This is a genomic window from Bombella pluederhausensis, assembly GCF_026385525.1.
GTDB lineage: Bacteria > Pseudomonadota > Alphaproteobacteria > Acetobacterales > Acetobacteraceae > Bombella > Bombella pluederhausensis.
Genome location: NZ_JANIDY010000001.1, coordinates 244,742 through 259,499 on the forward strand (window position 1 = coordinate 244,742; position 14,758 = coordinate 259,499).

At 57.7% G+C, this 14,758-nt stretch carries 15 protein-coding genes; 12 read left to right on the forward strand and 3 right to left on the reverse strand.

From position 1 onward, the window contains the following. Positions 1-3: 3 nt before the first annotated feature. A complete protein-coding gene (locus NQF86_RS01105) occupies positions 4-1,509 on the reverse strand; it encodes a protoglobin domain-containing protein (RefSeq protein WP_266115785.1) in 1,506 nt (501 codons plus the stop codon). A gap of 211 nt (positions 1,510-1,720) precedes the next feature. Here NQF86_RS01105 and NQF86_RS01110 point away from each other — a divergent pair, with 211 nt between their 5' ends. From NQF86_RS01110 to ureG, 7 genes are read left to right on the forward strand one after another with little or no spacing between them, the layout of a single operon-like run. Beyond that, on the forward strand, positions 1,721-2,602 hold the full coding sequence (locus tag NQF86_RS01110; RefSeq protein WP_266115786.1) for an urease accessory protein UreD: 882 nt from the start codon (positions 1,721-1,723) through the stop codon (positions 2,600-2,602). Positions 2,603-2,654: 52 nt separating this feature from the next. Further along, positions 2,655-2,957: an urease subunit gamma gene (locus NQF86_RS01115; RefSeq protein ID WP_266115787.1), complete on the forward strand. Its 303-nt coding sequence runs from the start codon at positions 2,655-2,657 to the stop codon at positions 2,955-2,957. After that, positions 2,941-3,303: an urease subunit beta gene (locus tag NQF86_RS01120; protein WP_266115788.1), complete on the forward strand. Its 363-nt coding sequence runs from the start codon at positions 2,941-2,943 to the stop codon at positions 3,301-3,303. The genes NQF86_RS01115 and NQF86_RS01120 overlap by 17 nt, the downstream gene beginning before the upstream one ends. Continuing rightward, positions 3,300-5,009: an urease subunit alpha gene (ureC, locus tag NQF86_RS01125; protein ID WP_266115789.1), complete on the forward strand. Its 1,710-nt coding sequence runs from the start codon at positions 3,300-3,302 to the stop codon at positions 5,007-5,009. The genes NQF86_RS01120 and ureC overlap by 4 nt, the downstream gene beginning before the upstream one ends. Then, positions 5,009-5,560 carry an urease accessory protein UreE gene (locus NQF86_RS01130; protein ID WP_266115790.1) on the forward strand — a complete coding sequence of 184 codons (552 nt, stop codon included), beginning with the start codon at positions 5,009-5,011 and terminating at the stop codon, positions 5,558-5,560. Before ureC ends, NQF86_RS01130 begins: the two co-directional genes overlap by 1 nt. Continuing rightward, a complete protein-coding gene (locus NQF86_RS01135; RefSeq protein WP_407652830.1) occupies positions 5,557-6,228 on the forward strand; it encodes an urease accessory protein UreF in 672 nt (223 codons plus the stop codon). Before NQF86_RS01130 ends, NQF86_RS01135 begins: the two co-directional genes overlap by 4 nt. Next, positions 6,225-6,863 carry an urease accessory protein UreG gene (gene ureG, locus NQF86_RS01140; protein WP_407652831.1) on the forward strand — a complete coding sequence of 213 codons (639 nt, stop codon included), beginning with the start codon at positions 6,225-6,227 and terminating at the stop codon, positions 6,861-6,863. Before NQF86_RS01135 ends, ureG begins: the two co-directional genes overlap by 4 nt. 14 nt (positions 6,864-6,877) lie before the next feature. On the opposite strand, the gene NQF86_RS01145 is transcribed toward ureG, so the two are convergent. Then, positions 6,878-8,494, reverse strand: a complete 1,617-nt coding sequence (locus NQF86_RS01145; RefSeq protein ID WP_266115791.1) for a purine-cytosine permease family protein — start codon at positions 8,492-8,494, stop codon at positions 6,878-6,880. A 290-nt stretch (positions 8,495-8,784) separates the two neighbouring features. Between NQF86_RS01145 and NQF86_RS01150 the strand changes: the two genes are divergently transcribed. From NQF86_RS01150 to NQF86_RS01170, 5 genes are all read left to right on the forward strand, one after another. Next, positions 8,785-9,300 (forward strand): hypothetical protein, encoded by a 516-nt coding sequence (locus NQF86_RS01150; RefSeq protein WP_266115792.1) that lies wholly within the window; start codon positions 8,785-8,787, stop codon positions 9,298-9,300. Between the two features lie 78 nt (positions 9,301-9,378). After that, positions 9,379-10,602: an aspartate-alanine antiporter-like transporter gene (locus tag NQF86_RS01155; protein ID WP_266115793.1), complete on the forward strand. Its 1,224-nt coding sequence runs from the start codon at positions 9,379-9,381 to the stop codon at positions 10,600-10,602. 15 nt (positions 10,603-10,617) lie between these two features. Beyond that, positions 10,618-11,754: an asparaginase gene (locus tag NQF86_RS01160; RefSeq protein WP_266115794.1), complete on the forward strand. Its 1,137-nt coding sequence runs from the start codon at positions 10,618-10,620 to the stop codon at positions 11,752-11,754. Between the two features lie 50 nt (positions 11,755-11,804). Continuing rightward, entirely contained in the window at positions 11,805-13,028 is a 1,224-nt protein-coding gene (locus NQF86_RS01165; RefSeq protein WP_266116417.1) for an SMP-30/gluconolactonase/LRE family protein, read from the forward strand. Between the two features lie 165 nt (positions 13,029-13,193). Beyond that, positions 13,194-14,051, forward strand: coding sequence for a GIY-YIG nuclease family protein (locus NQF86_RS01170; protein WP_266115795.1), 858 nt, complete (start codon positions 13,194-13,196; stop codon positions 14,049-14,051). Here the strand turns inward: NQF86_RS01170 and gpmA are convergent. Continuing rightward, positions 14,028-14,747 (reverse strand): 2,3-diphosphoglycerate-dependent phosphoglycerate mutase, encoded by a 720-nt coding sequence (gene gpmA / locus NQF86_RS01175; RefSeq protein WP_266115796.1) that lies wholly within the window; start codon positions 14,745-14,747, stop codon positions 14,028-14,030. The two genes, NQF86_RS01170 and gpmA, sit on opposite strands and share 24 nt — an antisense overlap. Positions 14,748-14,758 lie beyond the last annotated feature (11 nt).

Sequence of the window (14,758 nt, forward strand, 5' to 3'; positions counted from 1 at the left end):
GCCTTATCCCCGGAGGGTGAACTCCCCAAGAAGCTGCTTCAGCTGGCGTGTCCGCTGGGCCATGTTGGAGGTTGCGGCAGATGTCTCCTCCACCATGGCGGCGTTTTCCCGTGTTCCCTGATCGATGGTGACGACAGCGCCATTGACATCCCGGAGAGCTGAAGCCTGCTCCGATGTTGCTTTGGAAATTGCTTTGAGGTGCGTCCCGATATTGGCCACGCTGGAGATGATGGTGTCGATGGCGCCGCTGGCATCCTTCATGATGGCAGAGCCGGAATTGACATGCGTCTGGGAGGTGGTGATGAGGTCTTTGACCTCCTCGGAGGCATCACCTACCTGATTGGCCAGTTTACGGATTTCCTGAGCCAGAACCCGGAAGCCACTGCCTGCTTCGCCAGCATGGGCGGCTTCCACACCCGTATTGAGGGCCAGAAGGTTGGTCTGTGTGGCAATGTTGGAGATGACGTTGGTGATCTTATTCACGGCCTCGGCAGAGCGTTCGATCTCCTCCATGGCTTTACTGGCACGGCGGATCATGGTGCCAAACCGTTCCGTTATGGTCTGGCATTCCTCCACGAACTGGGTTGCTTCTCCGACACGGGATTCTGTGGAAGATACTGTAGCTGTGATCTGCTCCACCGCAGCCGCGGTTTTTTCGACAGAGGCTGCCTGTTTTTCCGTACGCTGGGCAAGGTCCTGTGCGGCGCTGTTGATTTCGTCTGCCGTATTATCGATGCTTTCCGTGGCCTCGCTGATGGCATTCAGTGTCTGGCAGAGGGATGATATGGCGTGGTTAAGGTTATTCCGCATGGGAATATAGGTGGTCGGAAACTCGCCTTCGACCGTATGGGAGAGGTTCTTGTTGGCGAGAGCATCAATGATGCGGCCAAAGCGTTCGGTAACAAATTTCCGTTCCTGCTCGATGGCCTCATCGAGTTTGTTCATTTCCTCTTTGTTGAGCTTCTTGGCTTCATCAATATAGATGGAAATGGTGAGGTCCATGTCCAGAAAGACGGCTTTGCAGAGGCTGGCCAGTGAGTCCGTGATCTTGGAAAATGGCATCTTGGGCGGCATGAGCGGCATGGGCGGTGCCAGCTGGTTCGTGACATCATTGATGATGGATGCCAGCAGCAGGGCATAGCCGCTGATATACCAGCGTGGTTCCAGCCCGATTTTGGCATGGGTACGACCGATGCGGCGGACAGTGTTGGCATATTGCAGGCCAAAATTGGCCGCTGATATGCTTTTCCAGTAACCAAGCTGGGCCTGTTTTGCTTTCTGTATATGTGCTTCAGAGGCAAAAAAGCTCCGTGTGTTGGGCTCGTTGCGGACAGTATCGTAGAAGGCATCCAGCGCTTTGGGCAGGGCTTTGTTGACATACTGTTCGATACGGCGGATGGACAGGCAGTCATGTTCTTCCAGCTGGAGGAAGTGTAGCCGTGATTTCAGATCGTTAATATCCTCAAGGTCTTCGCTTGGGTCTTTCATGATTGCTGAAAATTTCGACATGGGTTCCTCGTGAAAGTCTTTGCCTCTCATGAAGAAATACGCCTACAAAAAGGCCATTAAAAGAATTATCTTCAATTTAAGTTTACAGGTCATTACATAAAACCCGATGTTAAGTTTTTTGGCCATAATGTAATTTGTTTTTAAAATAGTTATCATGATGCGTTAGCCGAAGATCATTGCATCTGCGTACAGACTGTTTATTCAGGGAGGTATGTTGACTCAGGCCAGTGGAGAAAGTGCAGAGATGGATACCGGCACCGCACGGGCAGCTCTGCCCCTGCAACGGGCTGAAGGCATGTTTGCGATTAGCGCCCGTCTGCGGGATGGCCAGACGAGGCGGGGTGTTTTACGGCAGGGCGGGTGCAGCCGGCTGCTTTTTCCACGCCGTGACGAAACCCAGCTTGAGGCTGTGATGGTCAATATTTCTGGCGGGTTGGCAGCGGGGGATCACCTGCGGAATGAGGTGCGTTGTGAGGAGGGTGCCGAACTGCTCATGAGCAGTCAGGGGCATGAACGTGTCTATCGTGCCCGCCCGGAAGACCCACCCGCTGTGATACACACAGACTGCCATCTGGCCCCTCAGTCCCGATTGGAATGGCTGCCTCACGGGACCATCTTCTTCAATGGTGCCCGGCTGGAACGTTCCATGACGGTGGAGATGGCAGGAACGGCCAGCTTTCTTTTTTACGAGAGCCGTATTCTGGGCCGTCGTGGCTCCGGGGAACAGCTGCAACAGCTGCATCTGCGGGACAGGCTGAGCATCAGGCGGGATGGTCGTCCTGTTCTGGAGGACAGCACGATCATGATGGGGGATGGCCTGCATGAGTTCCTCCAGCAGTCCCCGGTTGCGGATGAGGCCTGTATGGATACCACGCTTGTTCTGGTGGACAGGGACGCAGAGAGTTATCTGCCCCGGCTGCGCCCTCTGCTGGAGGATATGGGGCCGGAGGCTTCTTTTGCGGTATCATGCTGGGATGGCAAACTCGTCATCAGGGGGCTGGCCCGCAATAACTGGGTGGCTGAATCCCTCATGCACCGGCTTCTACCTTGCCTTCGGGCAGGCCGGAGGCTTCCCACAGGCTGGCGTATTTAGGGAGAGGCGTTATTGTGGCTAAAGGTGGGTACAGGCAGGGAACAGACAGAGTATGAAACTGACTCCACGGGAAAAGGATAAGCTTCTGGTGGCTATGGCTGCCATTGTGGCCCGCAAAAGGCTGGAGCGGGGTGTGAAGCTGAACTACCCCGAAGCCGTGGCCCTGATTACCGATCATGTCGTGGAAGGGGCCCGTGACGGCCGCAGCGTGGCGGAGCTCATGGCCAGTGGTGGCGAGGTGCTGGTGCGGGAACAGGTCATGCCCGGTGTGGCGGAGATGATTGCCGATGTGCAGGTGGAAGCCACCTTTCCCGATGGAACGAAACTGGTGACCGTTCATGACCCGATCCGCTGACAGGAGGCAGGACTGCCTGCCAGAAGGTGCTATCCCCGGCGAGATTTTACCCGCAGAAGGGGAGATTATCCTCAATGAGGGACGCCCGACCCGGCGGCTGATGGTCGTCAATACGGGTGACCGTCCCGTGCAGGTGGGTAGTCATTATCATTTCGCCGAGGTGAATCCGGCCCTGCATCTCGACCGGGAGCAGGCCTGGGGCTGGCGGCTGGATATTCCTTCCGGTGGGGCTGTCCGCTTCGAGCCGGGGCAGGAGCGTGAGGTGACGCTCGTTCCCTATGGTGGGGCAAAGCGGATCAGAGGATTCCATGGTGGCGACCGGAACAGGGAGAAGGAAACATCATGAGTCGTCTGTCCCGTCATGATTACGCCCATCAGTACGGCCCCACGACTGGGGACCGCCTGCGGCTTGCCGATACGGCCCTGATTGCTGAAATCGAAGAAGACCGGACTCTTTATGGAGAAGAAGTCTGCTTCGGTGGTGGCAAGACCATCCGGGACGGCATGGGCCAGTCCCAGCACAGTCAGGCTGAAGGGGCGATGGATACGGTCATCACCAATGCGGTGATTTTCGACCATTGGGGAATCATCAAGGCTGATATTGGCATCCGTGCGGGTCGTATCGCTGCCATCGGCAAGGCCGGGAATCCGGACATTCAGCCGGGTGTGGACATCATCATCGGGCCGGGAACGGAGATCATCGCTGCGGAAGGGCGCATCGTTACGCCGGGCGGAATCGACAGCCACATCCATTACATCTGCCCCCAGCAGGTCGAGGAGGCGCTTTCTGCCGGAATTACGACTTTCGTGGGTGGGGGAACGGGCCCTGCTACCGGGACTGCCGCCACAACCTGCACGCCGGGGCCGTGGCACATGGCCCGGATGCTTCAGGCGGCGGAGGGCCTGCCCATCAATCTCGCTTTTGCAGGTAAGGGCAATGCCTCCCGTCCTGCGGCTCTGGAGGAGATGGTGCGCTCCGGGGCCTCCTGCCTGAAGCTGCATGAAGACTGGGGCAGCACGCCTTCTGCCATTGACTGCTGCCTGTCCGTTGCAGACCGGATGGATGTGCAGGTGATGATTCACACTGATACGCTCAATGAGAGCGGCTTCGTGGAGGATACCATCGCGGCCTTCAAAGGGCGGACGATCCATGCGTTCCATACGGAAGGGGCCGGGGGCGGCCATGCACCGGACATCATCCGGGTGGCAGGCCTGCCGAACGTGCTGCCATCCTCCACCAATCCGACCCGGCCTTACACGGTCAACACGCTGGATGAGCATCTGGACATGCTGATGGTCTGCCATCATCTCAATCCCCGTGTGCCGGAAGATATCGCTTTTGCCGAAAGCCGCATCCGTAAGGAGACCATCGCCGCAGAGGATATCCTTCATGACATGGGGGTGCTGGCCATGATGTCCTCGGACAGTCAGGCGATGGGCCGTGTGGGGGAAGTCCCTCTGCGGACATGGCAGACAGCTCACAAGATGAAATGCCAGCGAGGCCCTCTGGCCGGGGATGACGGGCGGGCGGATAATGCCCGCATTAAACGGTATCTGGCAAAATATACCATCAACCCTGCCATTGCTCATGGACTGTCGCATGAGGTCGGTTCCATTGCCGTAGGGAAGCTGGCTGATCTGGTCGTGTGGGACCCGGCCTTCTTTGCTGTCAAGCCGGACCTTGTGGTGAAGGGCGGGATGATCGTTTACGCCATGATGGGTGACCCCAACGCCTCCATTCCCACACCGCAGCCCGTGCATGGCCGGATGATGTTCGGAGCCTATGGCGAGGCTCTGGCGGCAATCTGCACGACCTTCGTGTCACAGGCCGCTCTGGAAGATGAGGTCGGCCGGAAACTGGGGCTGAAACGCCCCCTCTCTGCGGTACGGAATACACGGGGTGGCATTGGCAAGGCGGATATGGTCCATAACAGTGCCATGCCGCATATTGAAGTGGACCCGGAAACCTACGAAGTCCGGGTTGATGGTGAGCCGCTGACCTGTGAGCCTGCGGCTGTTCTCCCTATGGCGCAGAGGTATTTTCTGTTCTGATGAAACATGTTGTCGATATCCTGCCAGCAGGTCGCTGGAACAAGGCAGAGGCTGCTGATGTTTTCGTGGCGGATTATGAAGGGCGGCACAGGCGGCGCATCGTCCTGTCCCTGAAAAGCGGGGAGCGTGTCCTGCTGGAGCTGAAAGAGACCCGGCTGCTCAATGAAGGGGAAGGGCTGGTGCTGGATGATGGCCGCATCATCCGGGTGGAGGCTCTGCCGGAAGCCCTCATGGAAGTCACGGCTCATTCGGCCCTGCATCTGCTTCAGCTGGCATGGCATCTGGGCAACCGGCATTTGCCTGCCATGATAGAGGAAAAGCGGATTCTGGTGCGGCAGGATGCCGTGATCGCCGACATGCTCGCCGGGCTGGGGGCGCATGTGCATCTCTGCGAGGCGCCTTTCTCGCCAGAAAGCGGGGCCTATGCAGGGCGGGGCGGGCATGATCATGCTCACAGCCACAGCCACAGCCACAGCCACAGCCACAGCCACAGCCACAGCCACAGCCACAGCCACAGCCACAGCCACAGCCACAGCCACGAGGCCGGATGAACCGGGTGGAGGGCACGGGCTTTCTTCAGCTGCTCTCATGGGTGTCTCCGGCCTTTCCGACAGGCAATTACGCCTATAGTCACGGTCTGGAATGGGCCGTAGAGCAGGGCAGCCTGCATGATATGCAGTCCCTCTGCCTGTGGCTCACGGTCCTTCTGGAGCATGGTTCTTTGAAGAATGATCTGATCTTTCTGAAGGAAGCATGGGGCCATGCCGCTGATGAGACCGCTCTCATGGAGCTGGCAGCCCATGTTCTGGCCTGTGCGTCTTCACGGGAGCGGTATGAGGAAACGCTCTGGCAGGGGGAGGCCTTCCTGCGGGCAGCTACTGTCTGGCAGCCAGACTGCGAGAGACTGCGCCGGATGATGGCCTGTCCGCTGCCAGTGGCGCAGGGGCTGGTGTTCAGCCGGGGTGGTGTCGGGCGGGGTGAAGCCCTTCAGGCGGGGGCTTATGGTGCCGTGGCGGCTCTTGTGGCCGCCGTGGTGAAGCTGGTGCCTCTGGGGCAGACAGACGGGCTGCGTGTCCTGCATCATATGGAGCCTGTCATCCAGAAGGCTGTTCTGGAGACCGCAGATCGGACATTGGAGGATGTGGGCAGTGCCTGTTTTGCGGCCGATCTTGCTGCCATCCATCACGAAACACAGAGAACGAGGCTTTTTCGCACATGACGACATCATCTTCTGAGCATCTGGTAGCTGGACGGCATGGCCCCTTGCGTGTGGGGATTGGCGGGCCGGTTGGTACGGGCAAGACGGCCCTTATGGATGCGCTCTGCCGCATTTTCCGTCAGTCTTACAGTGTGGCGGCTCTGACCAACGATATCTATACCCGTGAGGATGCCGAGTTCCTCACCCGTGCCGGGTCTCTCCCGCCAGAGCGGATCATGGGGATCGAGACCGGGGGATGCCCGCATACAGCCATTCGGGAAGATGCCAGCATCAATCTGGCGGGGATTGACACGCTGCGGGAGCGTTTTCCTGATCTGGACCTCGTTCTGGTGGAAAGTGGCGGGGACAATCTCGCTGCTACCTTCAGTCCGGAACTGGCAGACCTGACGATCTATGTCATTGACGTATCCGCCGGGGACAAGATTCCCCGCAAGGGCGGGCCGGGGATTACACGCAGCGATCTGCTGGTCATCAACAAGACGGACCTTGCCCCGCATGTCGGGGCCGATCTTGGTGTGATGGATCGGGACAGTCGCATGATGCGGGGCAGCCGTCCTTTCGTCTTCACCAATATCCGGGCAGGTGAAGGGGTGGAGGCTGTTGCCCGCTTCATCATAGAGCAGGGCGGGCTGTAACCCGCCCTGGTTTTTCAGGATTTCTTCAGGCCAGCACAGAGAGAGCAGACTGTGTCGTCCTGCTCTGGCAGGCACAGCATGTCGGGCCGTTCATACTCGCCCTCGCAGGAGATGCAGCGGTGAAGGGTCGTGTTGGCCGTTCCATCGGGATGAAAGCGGGGTTCTTCAATACCGTCATCGTCCCGCAGGAGGTAGGTGCGCCCCCGTGTCAGCAGGGCCAGAAGGGGCGTGGCGATGCTGGCGACCAGAAAGGCGATGAGGGCGGAATAGGGCTGTAACCCGGCTCCCAATACGCCTTCATAGGCCAGAATGGAGATCACCGTGGCCAGCAGGAAGGCCCCCGTACCAACTGGATTAATGGCAGGGAGCATCGTCCGACGGAATTCCGGTTCCTTCGGGGAGAGACCAAGCAGATATTTGTTGAAGACGATATCCGCCGTGACGGTCATGATCCATGCAATGGCGCAGTCCGCATACAGGCTGAGAATGGCCTGAAGGATGGAGAACATGTTGCCTTCCATCAGGGCCAGAGCCAGCAGCAGGTTGATGACCAGAAAGACCAGCCGACCGGGGAAATGGCCTGTCAGCCGTGTATAGGCGCTCGTCCATGCCAGCGAGCCTGAATAGGCGTTCGTGATATTGATCTTGATCTGGCTGATGACGACCAGAATGACAGCCAGAATCATGGCAAGGGTGGGGGTGAAGATGGTCTGCAAGGCGGCAAGGAACTGATGGACCGGCTCGGCAGCCGTATGGGCACCAACCTGTTTGAGAATGAAGACCGCCAGAAACGCCCCGATGATCTGTTTCAAGGCACCCAGAATGACCCAGCCCGGCCCCGCCGCAATGACGCTGACCCACCATGACAGGCGGTTCTCTTTCGTCTTTGTGGGCATGAAGCGCAGATAGTCGATCTGTTCACCAATCTGCGCCATGAGAGCGAGGGCTACGCCAGAAGAAAGCATGATGGCGGAAAGACTTAGAGCCTCATGACCGGAAAGACCGGGGAAGCTGAGGAAATGCGGCACGAGGGCAGGCTGTTTGTAAACGAGATAACTGACTGGCCCCAGCATGAGCAGCAGCCAGAGCGGTGTGGTCCAGACCTGCATTTTGGCCAGAGCCTTCATGCCATAAAGGACGAAGGGGAAGACCACGAGGGTGGAAAGCAGATACCCGGCCCAGAGGGGCATTCCCAGCCCAAGGGCCAGCCCCTGCGCCATGATGGAGCCTTCCAGTGCAAAGAGAATGCAGGTGAAGCTGGCAAAGACCAGTGAGGTCAGGATGGAGCCGCCATAGCCGAACCCGGCCCCACGAGAGATGAGATCAAGGTCGATATTATACCGGGCAGCATACCAGGCGAGCGGAAACCCGCTGATGAAAATGATGAAGGCCGCCACCAGAATACCCAGAATGGCGTTCCATGTTCCATAAGAGAGGGCGATGGAAGCCCCTATGGAGAAATCAGCCAGATAGGCGATGCCGCCCAGAGCCGTGATGGCTACCGTGGCGGATGACCAGCGGCGGTAATGACTGGGGGCGTAGCGGAGGGGGTAGTCATCATCGGTCTGACTGCCGGTTTGTCTGTCCATAGTCTGGGGAGAAGATGGTGTTGCTTGCGGGCCGGTGCTCATGGGCTTGTGTCTCCTTCATCATCTGAAGGGTAGCCTAGGACATTCATAACGAAACCGGAACAGTGAAAAACATATCGTGATGAGAGGGGGAGGGCATGGTCAGAGGCGGTATTCATCATGTTACGTTTTTGTAACATGATGCTTCAGGTTAGTCTTTAATCCGCCATTTCCTACAATCCAGCAGGGAAAGTGATCATGTTCCATGGTGATGCCAGTATGGAGGGGGGATGTGCGGGGCGGCCTGTTTTGGTAAAGTGCGCCTTGGCATAATTTTCACCCAGGAGGACGCCATGGCTACAACTGCCAAAATCAGTATCACTCTTGATCGTTCCAAGATGCTGAACTTCAACTCATCCATGTATGGACCTGAGTTTCTTGAGCGTATCTTGGAGGCTGTCCAGAAGGTTGCCCCTGAATCTTATCAGGTACAGGCCAATTTCGGCTCAGACATTGCCACGGTGGACGTCACCACAACGGAAGATGTGGAGGAGTTCCCCGATCTCGCACAGATTTATGAAGCCATCCGTCAGACCTTCAAGGAATGGAATCATGCTGTCCGTCAGATTGACGAAGAAAAGCTGGAGGACCTTCCGTTCGGGAAGAACCAGACGCTGATGAAGACAGAGGAACATCGTGGTGAGGGTGATGCCTCCGACCGCTTCCTCATTATTGACATCCATTACGACAATGAAGGTTTTGTCGTTTACGAGATCGAAAAGCTGGATCATGAGGGCAAGCCCATCCCCGGTACGCGGGAAGCTGTGTCTCTCGAATATCTAGAAGAAATTTTTACAGAAGCAAAATAAGACGCAGGGGAGTCATCAGCGCCTTTTGGTGGGGTGCGATGACTCCCCATAATTATTTTTTGGGGAAAAGGTCACGGAATGTTGCAGTTTTTGTCTCATGGGCTGTCGCAGCTTTTTGCGCAGGTCCCGGAGCTGGCCTTTTTCCTGTCCATCGGCCTAGGGTTCTGGGTTGGGCGCATCAAGGTGGGTGTTTTTCAGCTTGGGGGCGTTGCGGGGTCACTGCTCGTTGCCGTGTTGCTGAGCCAGTTCGGCGTGACTGTCAGTTCCAGCCTGAAGACCGTTCTGTTTGTTCTGTTCATCTATGCTGTGGGGTATCGTAGCGGGCCGGGATTTTTCCGGTCGCTGGGGCGGCAGTCCCTGCGGGAGATTGCTCTGGCTGTCATTATGGCTGTCAGCGCCTTTGCGACAGTGGTCGGAATGGGGCGGCTGTTCCATCTGGATAAAGGTACGGCGGCCGGTCTGGCAGCAGGGGGGCTGACACAGTCCGCCATTATCGGTACGGCCAGCTCTGCGTTGGAGAAGCTGGGTCTGCCTCTGGCGCAGGTGCAACAGATGCAGGCGCATGTCGCTGTTGGCTATGCCGTGACCTATATTTTCGGTTCCATCGGGACCATCATTTTTTGTGCCACTATTCTGCCACTCGTTCTGCGCCGCAATATGCGGGATGACGCCATGGCAGCCGGCGTTCTGCCGGAAGCGGTGGAAGGCGATAACCCTCCCGCTACGCCTGATGCGCCGCCTCAGCAGGCTGCTGTGCCTGTGGCGACTGACCTTGTTTATAATATGATAGGCGTGGCACTTGGGCTTGTGTTCGGGCTTGTGGTGGTCCGATTGGGCGGTGTGCCCATCACGCTGGGCAGTGGCGGTGGTGCTCTGCTTTCCGGCCTGTTGTTCGGCTGGTGGCATGGGCGTCATCCGAGTTACGGGGCCATGCCGTCCTCTGTCTGTTCTCTCTGGGGCAGTTTCGGGCTGGCGGGCTTTGTGGCTGTAACAGGCTTGCAGACAGGTGGGCAGGTTGTAGCCATTATTGCGCAGCATGGCATGATGCTGCTTCTGCTTGGCGTTGTGGTAACCCTTGTGCCGCTGATTGTGACAGCTCTTGTCGGTCGTTTTCTGCTGGGCTATCGCAATGTCGCTCTTTTTGCGGGGGCTCTGGCAGGGACCCGCAGTTCCAACCCTGCATTTGGCGAGGTTCTGGCTAAGGCGGGCCATAGCAGCCCGACTATTCCTTTTGCCATCACCTATGCCGTGGCTAATGTATTGCTGACCCTGCTGGGTCCGCTCATTGTGGCTTTCGTGTAAGAAAAGGCCTTATTCATGACCATCCGACACACGCTGAACAATCTGAAATCTCGTACGGGAGCACAGCGCTGCCTGAAGACCGCCTGGTCTGCCCTCAAGGTGCTGCCTTTGGGGGCCGGGTTGATGGCCGCTCAGCCCGCTTCTGCTGAGGAAGGCACAGCAACGGCTGATCTGCCTCGTGTGCTCATTCTGGCAACGGGGGGCACGATTGCTGGAAAGGCTGATCCCCGTTCGGCTATTGGATATGATGCCGGGTCCGCCACGGGGCAGCAGCTTGTAGAGGCCGTGCCCGGTGTGGACAGGCTTGCCCGCCTTCAGGTGGAACAGATTTCCAACATTCCGTCTCAGGATATGAATCATAAGGTCTGGTTTCGTCTGGTGGACCGGATCAATGCGGCTTTTGCCCATCATGAGGCTGATGCGGTGGTCATCACCCATGGGACGGACACGATGGAAGAAACAGCTTTCTTTCTCGATACTGTCCTGCACCACGAGCAGCCTGTGGTTATGACGGGGTCCATGCGGCCGGGTTCGGCCATTAGTGCGGATGGCCCAGCCAATATTTATGAGGCCGTCAAGGTGGCGGCGCATCCGCAGTCCAGAGGGCGGGGTGTGTTGGTGGTGTTGAATGATACCATTCATGCAGCTCATTGGGTCAGTAAGGCGGATACAACGGCCTTGCAGACTTTTGTGTCTCGTAACGCTGGGCCGGTGGGAATTGTGGACCCTGCTGCCGTGCGCTTCTATGGTCCGGCTCGTGCTCGTCTTGCCCTGCCGCTCTCTGCCGGGACGGAGCTTCCTCCTGTGGATGTGATTTACGCTCACGCTGATATGGATGGCCGTCAGATCGATGAGGCCATTCGTGCTGGTGTGAAGGGGCTTGTGATTGCCGGGATGGGTGATGGCAATGTTTCGGCTCCAGCCATGCAGGCACTGGATCGGGCTGTGAAGGCCGGGCTGGTGGTCGTGCGTTCCAGCCATGTCGGGGACGGGTTCGTGAACCGTAATGTGGAAGTGGATGATGATGCCCATCATTTTGTGGCATCGTATGACCTGAATCCGCAGAAGGCCCGTCTGCTGCTTCAGATTCTTCTGGCTGGTGGTGTGCAGGATGTGGCTGCCGTGCAGCAGGCTTTTGCCTTTGGCTATTGAGTGATTGCGCCATCATGGCAGGTTGAGGGAAAGGGCTGGTCATGAAGGATATGATGAAAGGGATCGGAAAGAGGTATGGGTCTCAGTCTCTTATCCGTCTTTCCCGCCGTAGTGTGTTAGGTGGCCTTGCCGGGCTGGCGGCGGCGCCACTTACCGGGCGTGCGCTTGGCTCTCTTGCCTCCGGGGCGAGTGTGATTTCAACCCCGCCCCGCACATGGGATGCTGCGGATACCCCCGTGAACCTGCCAGACCCGGATGTGCTGGCACTGGACCCGTCTTTCGGGCTCGTGAATTATGGGAACTCCCCTTTGCGGAAGCTCTGGCAGGGAACGGGCTGGCTGGAGGGGCCGGCATGGTGCACGGTTGGGCGCTTCCTGCTGCTGAGTGATACGATCACAAGCCAGCAATATCGGTATGATCCGGAGGATGGGCCGCAGGGGCATGTGAGCCTGTATCGGCGGGAGAGCTTCAATGCCAATGGTAATACCTTTGATGCTGAAGGGCGGCTGATTACCTGCGAGCATGGGATGCGCCGGGTGATCCGCTGGGAGCATGATGGCAGCGTGACCGTTTTGGCGGATCGCTATCGGGGTAAGACGCTTAACTCTCCCAATGATGTCGTGGTGGTTCCCGATGGGGGCATCTGGTTCACGGACCCGGCCTATGGTGATGGCGTGGTGGAAGGCCATGCGGATGTGGATGGTCCTGCCAACCCGCAGCGTCACCTCAACCCGTATCTGGATGCGGAACTGACCAGCCAGTATGGTGGGTTGCGGCGGCAGGAGGATCATGTTTTCCGAGTGGATGGTAAGACCGGAAAAATCGAGGCCATGCTGTCTCAGCATGATGTGGCAGGGCCGAACGGACTGTGCTTCTCTCCAGACGGTACAAAGCTGTATGTTGTGTCTTCCGCACCGGCCCCCGGCTCACAGCCACCTTTGCCGGATCATGCCATTCATGTGTTCGACATGAAGCAGGGACGGCCGACTAATGGTCGTCTTTTCACGGATTTCACACTGGCCGGGCGGGCCATGCGCCCTGATGGTATTCGTGCTGATGTGGAAGGAAATCTCTGGTGTGGAGCATGGGGCCCGCTGGGGCTGTGTGGCGTGTTTGTCTATAACCCGCACGGCCAGATGATCGGTCGTATCCGACTGCCTGTTGGCTGCTCGAATCTCACCTTTGGCGGACCAAAACGTAATGTCCTCTATATGTGTTGTGGCACGGCCTTGTTCAGTCTTATCACCGCCACGCAGGGCGCAGGCCATAGCTGACAGGTTACCCACAGTTCCGGCGGATGGAACGGTGGAGGAATCGGGGATGATGGTGTGAATTGCGGGTATGGGGACAGGGTGTTTTCATGGGATGAATGATAGAGGCAAGTGATGAGACATCCACAGACCATTCAGATTTTCCTCCCTTTGGGAGACCCCCAGAGCTTGCGTATAGCTTCAGTCACGACCCGTATCGTCAGTCTGATCGAGATTCCACGGGCGCAGCTGGATGTCTTCCTGGAAAGGCCTGAAGCCGGGCAGGTCGGCATCTATTTCCTGTTTGGCGAGGACGACCAGACAGAGCAGTCGAAGGCTTATATCGGACAGACGGGTAAGCTGGGTGTACGGCTGAAGCAGCATAACGAGGGGAAGGATTTCTGGAACCGGGCTGTGGTGGCTGTTTCCCTGACAGCCAATCTGACCTTGACCCATGCTTATTTCCTTGAGGCCATGTCTCTTGAAAGGGCCAATGCAGCGGGGCGTTACGTGCTGGATAACAGGACGGTCGGAACGTCCCCTCACACACCGGCCTATATGGAAGCCGAGTGCAGGGAACTGTTTGAGACCATCAATATTCTTTTGACGACCCTTGGCTATCCCATTTTCGAGCCTACTCTGAAAAGAGCCGTACAGGACACACGGCAGGCAGGTGACGAAACCGGACGAGAGGAAGGGGAGATGTTCTTCTGTCAGGCAGAAGGTGTTGAGGGGCGAGGTTACTATACCGAGGAAGGTATGGTCGTCCTAAAGGGGTCTTACGGACGCAGGGCCTCTCAGGGGTTTGATACATATTCTCCCGGTTACGCTGCGAAGCGGCAGACTGCCATTGAGGAAGGGTTCTTGAAATGGGAACAGGACCGGCTGGTCCTGACACGGGACATGATCTTCAAGAATCCATCACCGGCAGCTAGCTTTCTGCTGGGGCGTTCCGCTAATGGCTGGACAGAATGGAAAGACGGGCAGGGACGAACTCTGTCGCACTGTGTGCGGGATGTTGATTCAGGAATGGATGCGGACGTCTGAGGAGTCCAGAGAGTGGGCATGACGTGGTGTGCCTGTTTCATCACTCTCGTAAACTAATGGCGTCCCGGTCGGGATTTCCAGCGTCCGGGCATCTTCCGGGTCAAGGCCGTTGAGATGGCCGATGAGGGCCCGCATGACGGTTCCATGTGTGATGACAAGCAGGGACTGGCCCTGCCGTAGGCTGGGGAGCAGCGTGTCCTGCCAGTAGGGCAGAACCCGTTTCATGGTCGTGGCCAGACTTTCCGCCCGTGGAAGGTCACTTACGGGAATAGAAGCATAGCGTGGGTCATTGCCGGGATAGTGGGGACTGTCCAAGGTTACCTCTGGTGGGGTGACGTCAAAGCCCCGCCGCCATTGCTGCACCTGTTCCCGCCCGTAACGGGCGATGGTGTCGTCCTTGTTCAGCCCCTGTAAGGCGCCATAATGACGCTCATTCAGCCGCCAGCTTCTATATTCCGGTAGCCATGCCTGATTGAGCTCGTCCAGACAGTGATGAAGCGTGTGAATGGTCCGTTTCAGCATGGAACAGTGCGCAGCATCAAAGAGGAAGCCATGTTCCCGCATCAGTTTACCGGCCTTGCGGGCTTCTTCATGGCCGCTGGCAGAGAGGTCCAGATCATTCCATCCTGTGAACAGGTTGGCTTCATTGCCTAAACTCTGCCCGTGGCGCATCAGTACCAGCCTTGTTTCTGCCATGATGGTTTCCT